The following is a 13,956-nucleotide window of genomic DNA, read 5'->3' on the forward strand; positions in this document are numbered from 1 at the left end:
TTCATCGTGTCATTATTAAAACATCGTGATAATGAAGTTGAATCAGAGTTAGTGTCAGAACAATAAGCGATAATTTTTTCCGATTCGAAAAACAAAATTGGAATTTTATTAACCGTTGGTTTTGTAATTTCTGAATTAATTTTAGATGAAATTAAAGGTTTAATATTGGTGGCAGTAGGTTTGCAATAGGTAGCACTAAGTTTAACTAAGATTTTATTTTATTAGAAAATAATGCATGAACAAATTTTAAAATTAAATTTAATTAATTTTTGGTTCAACAAAAACAAAATCACTATCTTGTAAACTTTCAGATCTCATTTTTTGATAACCATTACCTTTCATAGAAAAGTTATCCATGGTTTTAGTTTCAGTATTCAAACCATTTAAAATCACTGGATTTACTTCTTCCTTTTCAAAATAAGGATTAAAACCTAAATTCATTAAAGCTTTATTAGCGTTATAACGTACAAATTTATTAACATCATTAATTAAATAATGTTCATTATAAACACTTTTTACTAAAGCAATTTGTTCTTGATAAAAGTATTTTAATAAATCATACATCCATTTTGATAATTCATCTTTAATTAATTTATCGAAAGAATTATAAATATTTAAAGCTAATCTAGCAATATAAACTCCATGCACACTTTCATCTCTAATAATTAAATTAATAATTTCACCTGATTGCATTAATTTACCTTGACTATAAAAAAACAAAGGATAATAAAAACCACTGTAAAATAGCCAAGTTTCTAGAAAAACAGAAGTGACCATAGCTTTCCATTGATATTTTTTAAAAATTAAATCGGTTATATTTTCATCATTATATTTACGTTGAAAAATTTTTTTTTCTAAATCTTCATAAACATCAATAATTTTACCAATAATATTTTGTAAATATTTTTGATTACCTCCCCAAACAAATAAATCATCAATTTCTTTACTGTTTAATAAAGTCATAAAAATATTTGAATAACTTTTAGCATGAACTGCATTTTCCATTGCACCCATAAAATTAAGTGTCGCTTTTTTTTGATGTTCTTCTTTTTTGAATGAAGAAGAAATAATGAACATTCCAGAATCACCTTGATAAGTATCTAAAAAAGTTAAAATTAATAAATTTTTAGAATAAACATTTTTTTCAAATTTACTTAGATCTTTCCAAGTTTGCAAATCCCCTTGTAAACTAATATCTTCAGGACGCCAAAATTGACTTAAATTTTGTTCATAAAAAAAATGAGTATAAGGATCTTCGAATTGATTCCAATTGGCACCAATATAATTAATATCTTTATTTTTCATTATTAAACTTTCTTGTTTTTATTTTTTTAATAATTTTATTTAAACTCCACAAGCTTCACATTCATTAACTTTTAATTTTTGAGTTCGTGTATAATATAAAGTTTTAATACCTTGATAATGTGCATATAAATAATATTTTTGTAATTCTCTAGTTGTAATATCGGATGTAATACCTAATTCAAATGAAATTCCTTGATCAATGTGTTTTTGTGCAGTTGCTATAACATCAATTAAACGATACTTATTAATTTTATAAGCAGTTTCATACATAAAAGAAAATTGTTCTAAACCAGGAGTAGGAAAATATGTTTTAGAATTACCATAAGTTCTTTCTTCAATTAATTGTTTAATTGGGGTTAAAGAAGGAGTAGTGCTCATAATATAACCAATTGAACCATTCGGGGCAACCGCTAAACGATGTGAATTATAAAGACCATATTTAATAACGTTTGTTTTCAATTCTGTCCAGTCTTTATTACTAGGTAATTTAATATGTTTGAAAATATTTTTTACTTTAATATTTTTTGGTAAAATTTCACCTCGATTGTTAAAGTAACTTCCGTCAGCATATTTAGATTTCGAAAAATTAAAAAATTTTTGACCAGTAGTTTTAGCTTTTTGCATTGAATGTAGTAGACTATAATAATTAACTGCGTTAAAAAATACGTCAATTAAATCTAAATCTTCTTCACTACCAAAAAAAATAAAATTTTTTGCAATAAATTCGTGATGTCCCATAATGCCAAAACCAACACTACGATTTAAACGATTAGCTTTAGCAACTCCAGGAACATAAGCAATATCAGTATTTAAAGCAACGGAATTCATTACTTCCATAGCCATAAATACTGTTTCTTTGATTGAGTTATTTTTAATCATATTACCCATGTGACCAGAAGATAAATTACAAGAAATATCCATTCCAATTCTATCTTCTTCTCTTTTATCATAATCGGCATAATGAGAAGTAATCGTTGGTTGTAAAATTTCGGTACATAAATTAGAAAATTTAATTGGTAAATTCAACATATTATTTTTATTGACATTATCACAATACATAATATAAGGATAACCTGATTCGCCTTGTAATTGGGCAATTAAATCTAATAAATTACGCGGATTAATGATTTTCTTTTTAATTTTTGAATTTTTGACTAAAATATCATACCAATAATCCATATTAATACTAATATCAGCAAAATTTTGACCATATTCTAAAAAAACAGTATGAGGATAAAATATATACATCATTTCATTATTTTTAGCTAATTCTAACATTTTATCAGGAATTACAACTCCTAGAGATAAAGTTTTAACTCGCACATCTTCATCGGCATTTAATTTTTTAGTATTTAAAAAATCTTTAATATCAGCATGAAAAACATTTAAATAAACCGCGCCAGCACCATTTCTTTGACCCATTTGATCAGCATATCTAAACCCATGATCAAGTAACTTACAAACCCCAACTACCCCTTTACAAACATTGGCATTTTTTTTAATTGTTTCTCCTTTGGCACGTAAATTACTCAAATTAATTGAAACTCCGCCACCAATTTTTGAAAGTTGCATAGAAAATTCAAAAATACGCGCAATATCGTTTAAAGAATCGCCACCTTCAATTAAAAAACAAGAAACAAATTCGCCACGATATTTTTTTCCGCTATTAAGTAAAGTTGGAGTCGCAGGAGTGAAATTTTGTTGAATTAATGATTTTATTAATTTTTTAGCAAGTATAAAATTACCATGTGCATGATACAAAGCATTAACAACTAAACGATCTTCATAAGTTTCTAAATATTTTGTTTTATTTCTATTTTTTAAAGCGTAATCATTATAAAATTTAAAAATACCCATAAAACTAGCAAATTGAAATTTTTCTGCATAAGCTATTTGATAAATAGTTTTTATTTGTTCATAAGTGTAATGATTAAAAAAATCTTTTTCATAATAATTATTTTCTAATAAATAATCTATTTTAGCTTTTAAACTATAAAAATATTTTAATTTAGGCTTTATTTCTTCTTTAAAATAAATTTCTAACGCTTCTTGATCTTTGGTTAAATCTTTAATATTCCCATTTTCATCAATAACTTGGTTATTTAACATAATCCACTTAGGAATGACATTTTTTTGACCATTTTTATAAATATAATCAGATAACCATTTTTTTAAATACAAAACATCTTCATCAAAACCACTACCTTCAAATTTTAAAACCAAAGGAATACTAAAATTAGAAGCAATTAAATCTCCCGCTTTACCAAAATTAGAACCCCAATTTTTATTTCCAGAAACAGCAACACCTATAGTAGAAGCAGAATGTTTATCTAAAAAAATTTTAGTTTCCTTTGGAATTTCACCAAAATTCACACTTTTAGTAATAAGAAAAATTGGAAGACCACTTATTAAATGTTCTTTCAATTCTAAATTAGATAAATATTCTTTTACGTGATAAAAAGAATAATTTAAGTTTTTAGCCATATTATAAACTTGACCATGTTTTAAACCATCATAAACAATTTTTATCATTTTTAAAATCCTCTCGCCGAAAAAAATTATATTAATCCATATTAACCATGTTAATAATATTATTATCTTAATAATATTATATCATAAATAGAATTTAAAAATTTAAAAAATGATAGGATTTAAATAGTTTTATAAAGTATTTATTTAAAATTTAAATATAAAAAAATATTTAAAATAAGCCCTAGAATAATTATTATTTTAATTTTAAAAATAATCATTATCTAAAAAAATATTTGTTTAAAAAAATCAAAACAACAGTAATTTTATGAAATAAAGTCAAATATAATCAAAAAATATTTTTTAATTATATTTGTTGTAATTGTTCATTAAATTGAATCATTAATTGATGTAAAATTGTAAAATTCTCTTGTTGTTGTAATAATATTGATGTGGGTATATTATTTAATGTATTTCTAAATGTTGTTGTAATAATATTGATGTGGGTATATTATTTAATGTATTTCTAAATGTTATAATATTTTGATTATTATTTATTGTTTTATAAATTAATTCTCTTTGTTCTTCTAAATTTTTAATCATCCTTACTACTCGATAATATTTTTCATTCAATAAAGATAAATTTTGTGGATATAAGTTTTGATTAGTATTTACTGATAACATAAATAATTGTTGTTTTTTGTTTGCAAGATAATAAGTTTTATCATTTATTTCTCTCAAATGATTTGATAATAAAATATAATTAAAATCATGATTATGATGTTCCATCGCTATAATAAAATTATTATTAATAATAAATAATATTCCTAAAAAATTAAAAAACCCAATATAAATTATTTTAAATTTAAACATTAATTAAAAAACCTACTTTTATTTTTGTATCTATTAATTTTATAAAAAACTTAAATTAAAAATAGTTTATTTTTTTATTTTTAATTTAAGTTAAAATTTTGATTGGTCAATCACAAAAACACACAAATATTTCAGTTTTTCTGTTAATTATAGAATGTGTTATACAAATTAAACAAAAAGATTGTTCTATTTCTTAAATGTTGTAAATAAATTTCTTTTCTATTATTTGTGGTAATAATTCCAACATTGATTTATAAAAATCATTAAATTCTTCTTTACGTTTAGAATCTCATTTATTTTTAAAAAATGTATTAAAAATAATTGCGTGATATATAATTAGAATATTTAATTAATTAAATGATTTTTGTAATCTTTTAATAATTTCGTCATTTTTATGATCCCATATTTTACATTCAATAATAAAATCTTGATCTTTTACTAATCGAATAGAAATATAAAAACAGATATTTATAGATTGTTATTCAACAGTAATTTTTTTCAAACAAATTATTTAAAAAAAACTACAATATTATGATATGTACATTCATTAAATTGTTTAAAATCATATCGATATTTTCTAATAACAAAAAAAGAATGCCAAATAATTCCTTTAATTTTTTCTATTTTTTTATTAATTTTAAAAAATAAAAATAACAAATTATTATTCAATAATAAAATAAAAAAATATTTTTAGAAAAATATGTTCTTAAAAGTTAATTTGGAATAAAACTATCATTATTTTAATAACATGTTAGATGAGTTTTAATATACCATGGTTATTGATTATGTAAAATATAAGATAAAAAATAAAACATCAATATCTTGAAATAAATTTAAAAATTCGTTAATAATTTGTTGTCTTGAAAAATAAACTTTTTTATTTTTGTAATTTTTAAAAAGTTTTTTTATATTTTTATCGTAATAATCTTTCAAAAAAATATAAATTACCAATTACAGATCCATAAAACAAAGTTTTAGGTTTTTATTTAATTAAACATTTGTTGTATTTTAATAAATATTTAATATAAGTATAATAAATTAATTTATGTAATTTCATACGTGTTAAAATATTATCATTTTTAAAATTTACAATAATGTAATTAAAAAATTCAAAAATATTTGATTTCATTTTCATTATTTTTGATTTTCATCATATTTACTCTCTTTAAATTTATTTAGTAACTATACTATATAAAGAATTTAATTATTTTTCAAGAGATTGGATTTTTTATTAAATTGGATACTTAGTCATATAATTTTCACTACCTTTCTTTTTTGAATTAATTTAAATAATTTGTAACAAATTTAAATTAAATTTAAATATAAAAAAATACTCCCTAAAGAAAGTATAATTTTATATTTAAATTTTTATTAATTATTTATTCTTATTTAACGAAGATTTCTTGATGGATTTGAAATAGCAAGTATTTGTTGTGTTATTTGTCTTCCTTATAACATTAAAGCACTTAAAGTCGTAGTTTCATCTACTATATTTTGATTATTATTTATGGTAAAAATACATTTATTAATAATAAATAATAAAAAAGTAAATAAATATAAATTAATTTCAATTGACTTTTAAATTGCAACATTAATTAATAAATCTTTTATTTTTTGATTACCCTGCAGAGGTGATTTTATAGAAGGTTTAAAAAAATATAAATTAAATATTTTTATGATATTTAAAAAATTAATTAGTATTTAAAAAGGTTGAAATTAAAAATAAATGATTATATATAAATATTATTTATCTTTATTTTTTTCCTTTGTCTTTATTGTTATCATCATGTTGAGATGATGAACTTCCTCCTCTTTTTTTATTTGCTTCATCTTGAGCTTTTTTTAATAATACTTCCATTTTTTCAGGATTATTTAAAGTTTCCATAATCGTATTTCTTTCTTCCTCTGGAAGTTGATTTAATGCCATTTCTAATTCCCGATATTCTCTAATAGATACTGTTTCTCTTTTTGAAGAAACCGACTTATCAATCGATTTTCCTTTATTAGAATCTTTTTTAGGAGGAGATGCCATAACATGATTATTATTGATAATAAAAAATAATCCTAAAATAATAAATAAACAAATATAAATTACTTTAATTTGACTTTTAAATTTAAACATTAATTAATAACTCCTTTATTTTTTTATCCCTCTGCAGAGTTTATTGGATAAATATTTTTGATAAAAAAATATTGAAAAATATTTTTATATTCTTTAAATAATTTTTTTAAAAATTTTTTAAATTCTTCAATATTTTTTAGTATATTAATTAAAAATTCATATTTGTTTTTAATAAATATGATGATTTTGGGGTTATTTTTGAATATTTGGTTAAATAATTCTGTTTTTTTATCTTGTAATTGTTTTATTATATTTAGGAATGGTTGAAATTCAGAATTATCAAAAACTTTTTTATTTTTTTGTATGATTTTTGATATTTCTCTTTTTTTAGAATTAATCTTTTTTATTTTTATTATTAGTTGACTTTTTAATTCTGCTAATAAAGTTTTTAATGTTTTAATTTTAGAAAAAATTAAATTTATTTGCATGTTTATTAAATTGTAAATTTGTTTTTGAAATTCATTAATTTCTTTTTTTTCGTTTTTAATGGTTTGTGAAGAAAAAATTTGACTATTTTTAATTTTATCAAAAACTAATTTTTTAAATATCGAAATATCGAATGTTAATAGATTTTCATTATTATTTAATAAAAAAACATAATCTTTAATTTTATAAAAATCAAATGTAAACATCATAATTTGAATTTTATATTTAAAAGATTCATTTTTAATTTTTAATAATTTTGTTAATTTTTTATTATTGATTAATAGTTTTTTAGAAAAATAAAAATTTGATTCACTTGTTGTTTTAACATCTTTAATTCTAAAAGATGATAATGACAATAATATTACCTCCAAAAAAGAAATAATGTCAATAATAAAGTTAATATTTTTAAAATTTTATTAACTTTTTATTAACTTTTAATTATTTTTAATAATTATTATTATATAAATTTATATTTTCACTGTCTAATAAAATACTTTATATTATTTTTCTTTTGCTAATTATTTTAATTTTCCATTTTAAAATGATGATATTATTCAAAATATTGTTTAAATTGTTTTTAATTTATTTAACTATTTATTAATTTTTATCTCAAAATACTTAAAATTTAATTTCAATTTCTTGATTTTTTTAAAAAAAAGATCGATAAAAATCGATCTGATATCTGATAGGTAAAATTATGATTTTTTTAAAAAAAATATAAAATATAAAATTTTTATTGTTTTTAAAAAAATCAAATTTAAAAATATTAATTTTGGTGGAGATGATGGGATTCGAACCCATGTATAATATCAATCTTTTTTATATTTTCTACATATTTAGTTTTTTTAAAATTTTTATAATTTAATATAAAAAACAAAAATATTAAATTAATAGTCTTTAAATTGTTATTAATTTTAAATTATAGTTTTTATTTTTTCTATAATTTATTAATAAATAATAAATTTTAAAGAGATAATAAAAAATTAAAATAACTCTTAATAAAATAAATATATTATTTTATATCTATATATTTATTTTATTTTTTCAAAACATAAAAATATATTGTAATAATTTTAAAAAATTATTTTTATGATAAAAAAGCTGAACTCATTCTAGAATTTAATGTTGGATAATAATTATTTATAGAATTTATTAAAGCTCCATTATCTTGTAATGATTTATTATTTTCGTCGTTTATTTAAAACCTCGATGTTTTTACTTGCATAACCAAGATATGCTTTATAAAATTAATTGATACTAGCAAATCCAAAAACATCCCCATAACGATATTATAAACAAATTATTAAATAAATTCAAGAAAAATAATTATATATAGAGGAATTAAACATAATAATATTAACGAGAAATAATTTATTTTTTATTATTATTTATTATATTATTAATAATAATTCCTATTAAATAAATGATACACACCATTAAAAGATTTATAAAAATACATACAAATATTACATCTTCGTTTGTAAAATTATTCGCCTGTCTATGATATGGTGGAGATTGTAAACCATAACGATAAACTATTTCCCCTAAACCATTAATACCAATAGGACCTAAAACACTTGCATAAGCTAAGCAACTAATAAAAAGTGATATTGTTTTTAAAATTATACTCTGAATAGATTCTCTTATTATAAAATATCTTACAAATTGAAATCTATTTGCACCCAACATATAAGAAGTTTCATAAATATTCTCATCCAATTCTAAAAAAATTTGTTCACAATTGCGAGCAAAAATAGGAATTAATATAAAAATCAAACAAAAAAAAGCAGCTTCAAACCCATAATACAAATTAAAATAAGGTCCTAAAAATTTTTTAATAATTAAAATAGAAAAAGCTAAAAAAGGCGCAGACATTAATAAATTAAAAATAAAATTTATCAAATAATAAATTTTATTTTTAAAATATGTTTTTTTTATTCTAATAATATATAAAAAAATACCTAAAAATAAACCTATAACAAAAGAAAAAAAAGTAGCAGGCAATATTAATTTTAAAGTTTCTAAAAAACCATTTAAAATTAAATAAGGTTTTTCTTGGTTGAAATTAACTTTGGGTTCTTTATAAGATAAAACTGCTAAAAATCTTTTTAAAAAAGAATTCATAAATTACCTTTTCTTAACTTTTTCTTAAATGATTGTTGATAAATAATTCTTCTATATTGTCCATAATATTTTTTATTTTCTCTTGTGAATCAATCATAATATGTGTTTTTTGTAAATTTTGTTCGCCAAAATTAATTATTTCATCTTGTTTTAAAGATTCTTTTAAATATTTTATTTCTTCATTATTTTTATTATTTTCCCTCGACATTAAAGTAATTGCAAAAAAATTAAATTCTTTTTCTTGTAATAAAAAATTATCATTTGGTATTACATTGGGAAAATTATTATTATCTATTTTTTCATAATCAACATCAACATTGGACATGAAAGAAGGAAAATTAACAGCTAAATTATATTTATATTCATTACTAATTCGTTCTTGAAAAGCTTGTTCTATTTGAGCTAAAGGTTTACATTCAAAATTATCTTCTTTTAATTTAGAATTTTGATGTAAATCATCCAAAGACAAAATAAAACTTAATGGTTGATTTTTTTTATTATTATCTTTTAATTCCACTAAACCATATTTTTTAAAAAGATTTAAAGCAAAAGTCCTATTTGAATCATCATCTGGAATTAATACTTTAAAATTTTTAAAATTATTATCAATATTTAAATTAATATTTTTATGTTTATAAATACCAAATTTAGCAATATAAAAAGGTTGTACTGGAACAATATTATTCAATGTTTGTTTTTTATTTTGTTCAATCAAAAGCCAAGGAGTATGACATGATATAACGGCATCAATTTGTCCATTGTCAACTAAATTTACTGTTTCGAAAAAACTACCCCTAAGCAATTGAACTTCTAAATCAATATTGTGTTTTTTTAAAAATTCTTTACATGATTCATTTAAAAATTTTTCAACCGGTGTTAAAGCTGTTGCTACTTTTAATTTTGTATGTTTTTGCAATTCTTTTTGATCGTTTTGATTATGATTTGTATTATCATTTTTAAATAATTTATATGAAAAAAATCCAGCTAAAATTAAAATTAGAAATAAAATAAAACTAAAAAAAAATTTTTTAAAATATTTATTCATGTTTTTAATTTGACCTCTTAAATGTTTAATTTTAAACAAATAATTTAGATATTTTATATAACACTTTATTTTTTTATTATTTATTTGGTTTTATTATAATTGAAAAAAATAATTAATGTAATTTATAATCATTTATATTTTAAATTAATTTTTATAAATTGAAAATGTTTCCATAAATAGTTATTATTTTTTTTAAAAATTAATTTTTTGTATTTTTAAGAAAATAAAGAAAAATAAATAAAAATTATATTTTTAGTTTAAAAAAAATTTCGAATTAATTAAAAAGAAAAAAAATCGTTTGTAATTATTAATTTTTAAAATTTATAATAATAATCATAAATTAATTATTTCAAAAAACTAGACTTTTTAAAAAATTAGGAACATTAGACACTTAATTTTTTTTTAACTCTAAAAAAAATGTTCCTGCTTTTTTAAAATTAAGTAATTTACGAATACTAAAATTCATTCTAGAAACATTTTTAAAAATTGTTCCTATATTTAAAAATGTTCCTAACTTAATATTTATTTATTAAATAATTAACAAAAAACAAATTATTTAAGCCAAAAAAAAATGTTCCTAACTTATTCAAATTAGTAAGCTTTTTTAAAAAAATAAGATATAAAAAATTTTTTTTAAAAAAAAATAAAAAATAAAAAAATCTGTCAATTAATATTTAAAAATATGTTTTAAAAATATTAAAAATTATATATCTTATTTTTTTTATGTTCCTATAATGTTCCTATAATGTTCCTATAATGTTCCTATAATGTTCCTATAATGTTCCTATAATGTTCCTATAATTTTTATTATTAAACGTAAAATACTTAAAAAAAAAAATAAAGAACATAAAAAAAACCCTATAATAATAATAATAAATATTTATATATATAATAAAAAATAAATAAAAATAAAAAAAATAAATTAATAATTAAAATAAAAAAATATGTTAATATTATTGTTATAGAAAGAAAAAATAATTATAAAAAAATTAATAATTAAATAAAATAATTAATAATTAAATCGAAAAGAGATTTAAATTTTAATCATGGAAAAATATAATTATATTTGGGAAAAAATTTTAAAAGAAATTTCGAAAATTTACAGTGATGAAGTTTTTAATGAAACTTTTAAAAATACTAAAAAAGTTTATAAATATGAAAATGAAATAATTTTTATTTTAGCAGAAAATGAATTTATAAAAAATAAAATTTATAAAATTTATTTATCAAAAATAAATGAAATATCAAAATCTTTTTTTAAAGAAAATTTAAATTTTAAATTTATAACTAAAAAAGAAATTAAAGAAGAAAAAATAGATAATACAAATTATAATATTTATAATTATGGAAATTTAAATAAAAAATATAATTTTAAAAATTTTATAATAGGAGAGAGTAATAAATTCGCTTTCGAAATGTCTAAAAAAATTTCAGAAAATAAAGAAATAAAAATAAATCCTCTTTATATTTTTGGAAATGTTGGATTAGGGAAAACACACTTATTACATTCAATAGGAAATAAAATTATTAAAAATAATAAAGATAAAAAAGTTTTATATGTAAAAGCTGATGAATTTATAGAAGATTTTATTAATCAACTAAAAGAAGAAAAAATAGAAAATTTCAAATTAAAATATAGAAATATTGATGTACTATTGATGGATGATATTCAAATAATGTCTGAAGCAAAAAGAACTCAAATAGAATTTTTTAAATTATTTGATTATCTTTATTTAAATAATAAACAAATAGTTATTACTAGTGATAAAAATACTTCAGAATTAAAAAACATAATGTCGCGTTTAATATCAAGATTTGAAGCTGGATTAATAATAGATATAAAAAAACCAGATTTTAAGCACAGAATTAATATTTTAAATCAAAAAATGTATGAATTTGAAATAAAAAAAATTAAAATTAATAAAGAAATTTTAGAATTAATAGCTTCTTGTTTTGTTAATAATATTAGAGAAATGGAAGGAGCTTTACTAAGACTTTTTAATTATATTCAAACTTATAGTAATGAAATTGATTTAAATATTGCTAAAGAAATTTTAAAACCACTTCTTAAAGGAAAAATGAATAATTTTAAAAATAAATCTTACAAAAAAGAATATTTAGAAAAAATAAATATTATAATAAGTAGTTTTTATAATATTGAAATTAATGAATTATTAGGAAAAAAAAAACATAAAAAATATACTTTACCGCGTCACATATCGATGTATTTATCTAAAAAATTATATAAATTTTCCTATAATGAAATTGGAAAATTTTTCAAAAAAAATCATTCTGCTATTTCTAAAGGTTGCAAAAAAATTGAAAAAAATATTGAACAAAACACAGAATTTAAAAAATCAGTTGATTTTATTATAAAAAAAATAAAATCAAAAGAAGAAACTGAGGAAATATAAAATGCATTTTAAAATTAAAAAAGAAATATTTTTAGAACAATTATTGAAAATTCAAAAAATTATTCCTCATAAAACTTTTTTTCCTATTTTTTTAGGAATTAAAATAAAAATTAAAAAAGATTTTTTAATATTAGAATCAACCGACGGAAATGCATCAATTAAAATAAAAATAAAAAATGAAAGTTTAAAAATTCAAGAAGAAGGAAGTTTATTAATTTCAGGAAAATATTTTATTGAAATTATTAAAAAAATAAATAGTGATTTTATTGAAATGAAAAAAAATGAAAATAATTCATTAACTATAAAAACAGAACTTTTAGAATATAAATTAAAATTAATGAATTTAAATTATTTTCCTAAAATTAATTTTTTTTTAGAATTTAAAGAAAAAATTGAAATTAAAGGTAATATTTTTAAAAAAATTATTAAAGAAATTAAAATATCAGCCGCAAAAGATGAAAAAAAATCAATTTTAACAGGTATAAATTTTATTTATCAAAAACCATTTTTAAAAGTTTTATCAACAGATTATTTTCGTTTAAGTCAAAAAAAAATAAAATTAGATTTTAATTATAAAAATTTTAACATTGTAATACATTATAAAATTTTAGAAGAACTAAGCAAAATTTTAGAATACTATGAAGATGATAATTTACAAATTTATTTTAATTCTAAAAAAATGTTTTTAAAAGCTAATGATTTATTTTTTCAAACAACACTTTTAGAAGGTGAATTTCCTAAAACACAAGAAATTTTAGAAAATAATTTTATTTATAAAATTAAATTAAATAAAGAAAAATTAATTAAAACTTTAGAAAGAGTTTCTTTTATTTCAAATAAAGACATAAATGATGTTAGTGTTGTTAAATTAACAATAAAAAAAGAAAAAAAAATAGAAATATCTTCTTATAATGATGAAATTGGTAATATTGTAGAAGAAATATTACCTTTAGAAAATATTTTATTCAAAGAAATAGAAATATCTTTTAATGCAAAATATTTAGAAGATATTTTAAAAGTTTTTTTAGTTAAAGAAATTATTATTTCTTTTCAATCTGCCTTCAAACCTTTTATTGTTACTAGTTTTGAAGATAAAACTTCTTTACATTTAATTCTACCCTTATTAAATTAAAAATTTTTAAAATAACAAAATAAAATAACAAAAATTATTTAAAAAT

General features: G+C 18.4%; 9 protein-coding genes. 2 read left to right on the forward strand and 7 right to left on the reverse strand.

The window, feature by feature from the left end; genetic code table 11:
* Positions 1-258 precede the first annotated feature (258 nt).
* From nrdF to ATP_RS01005, 7 genes are all read right to left on the reverse strand, one after another.
* Positions 259-1,305: a class 1b ribonucleoside-diphosphate reductase subunit beta gene (nrdF, locus tag ATP_RS00970; protein WP_012504338.1), complete on the reverse strand. Its 1,047-nt coding sequence runs from the start codon at positions 1,303-1,305 to the stop codon at positions 259-261.
* 39 nt (positions 1,306-1,344) lie between these two features.
* Complete coding sequence (nrdE, locus tag ATP_RS00975) at positions 1,345-3,837, reverse strand: class 1b ribonucleoside-diphosphate reductase subunit alpha (RefSeq protein ID WP_012504339.1); 2,493 nt, start codon at positions 3,835-3,837, stop codon at positions 1,345-1,347.
* Between the two features lie 402 nt (positions 3,838-4,239).
* Complete coding sequence (locus ATP_RS00980) at positions 4,240-4,647, reverse strand: hypothetical protein (RefSeq protein WP_012504340.1); 408 nt, start codon at positions 4,645-4,647, stop codon at positions 4,240-4,242.
* A 1,753-nt stretch (positions 4,648-6,400) separates the two neighbouring features.
* On the reverse strand, positions 6,401-6,769 hold the full coding sequence (locus ATP_RS00990) for an SVM family protein (protein ID WP_012504341.1): 369 nt from the start codon (positions 6,767-6,769) through the stop codon (positions 6,401-6,403).
* A 23-nt stretch (positions 6,770-6,792) separates the two neighbouring features.
* Positions 6,793-7,551 (reverse strand): hypothetical protein, encoded by a 759-nt coding sequence (locus ATP_RS00995; RefSeq protein WP_041186065.1) that lies wholly within the window; start codon positions 7,549-7,551, stop codon positions 6,793-6,795.
* 1,015 nt (positions 7,552-8,566) lie between these two features.
* A complete protein-coding gene (locus tag ATP_RS01000) occupies positions 8,567-9,319 on the reverse strand; it encodes an ABC transporter permease subunit (RefSeq protein ID WP_012504343.1) in 753 nt (250 codons plus the stop codon).
* A 13-nt stretch (positions 9,320-9,332) separates the two neighbouring features.
* Positions 9,333-10,364, reverse strand: coding sequence for a MetQ/NlpA family ABC transporter substrate-binding protein (locus tag ATP_RS01005; RefSeq protein ID WP_041186066.1), 1,032 nt, complete (start codon positions 10,362-10,364; stop codon positions 9,333-9,335).
* 1,046 nt (positions 10,365-11,410) lie between these two features.
* Here ATP_RS01005 and dnaA point away from each other — a divergent pair.
* Both dnaA and dnaN read left to right on the forward strand, forming a co-directional pair.
* Complete coding sequence (gene dnaA / locus ATP_RS01010; RefSeq protein WP_012504345.1) at positions 11,411-12,778, forward strand: chromosomal replication initiator protein DnaA; 1,368 nt, start codon at positions 11,411-11,413, stop codon at positions 12,776-12,778.
* Between the two features lies 1 nt (position 12,779).
* Positions 12,780-13,910 carry a DNA polymerase III subunit beta gene (dnaN, locus tag ATP_RS01015; protein WP_012504346.1) on the forward strand — a complete coding sequence of 377 codons (1,131 nt, stop codon included), beginning with the start codon at positions 12,780-12,782 and terminating at the stop codon, positions 13,908-13,910.
* Positions 13,911-13,956 lie beyond the last annotated feature (46 nt).

It is taken from the genome of Candidatus Phytoplasma mali, from assembly GCF_000026205.1.
Taxonomy (GTDB): Bacteria; Bacillota_I; Bacilli_A; order Acholeplasmatales; family Acholeplasmataceae; genus Phytoplasma; species Phytoplasma mali.

Excerpts from the sequence above, each read along its gene's own strand:
- ATP_RS01005 (WP_041186066.1), bottom strand. The coding sequence starts at position 10,364 with ATGAATAAATATTTTAAAAAATTTTTTTTTAGTTTTATTTTATTTCTA.
- ATP_RS00980 (WP_012504340.1), bottom strand. The coding sequence starts at position 4,647 with ATGTTTAAATTTAAAATAATTTATATTGGGTTTTTTAATTTTTTAGGA.
- nrdE (WP_012504339.1), bottom strand. The coding sequence starts at position 3,837 with ATGATAAAAATTGTTTATGATGGTTTAAAACATGGTCAAGTTTATAAT.
- ATP_RS01000 (WP_012504343.1), bottom strand. The coding sequence starts at position 9,319 with ATGAATTCTTTTTTAAAAAGATTTTTAGCAGTTTTATCTTATAAAGAA.
- ATP_RS00990 (WP_012504341.1), bottom strand. The coding sequence starts at position 6,769 with ATGTTTAAATTTAAAAGTCAAATTAAAGTAATTTATATTTGTTTATTT.
- nrdF (WP_012504338.1), bottom strand. The coding sequence starts at position 1,305 with ATGAAAAATAAAGATATTAATTATATTGGTGCCAATTGGAATCAATTC.
- dnaN (WP_012504346.1), top strand. The coding sequence starts at position 12,780 with ATGCATTTTAAAATTAAAAAAGAAATATTTTTAGAACAATTATTGAAA.
- dnaA (WP_012504345.1), top strand. The coding sequence starts at position 11,411 with ATGGAAAAATATAATTATATTTGGGAAAAAATTTTAAAAGAAATTTCG.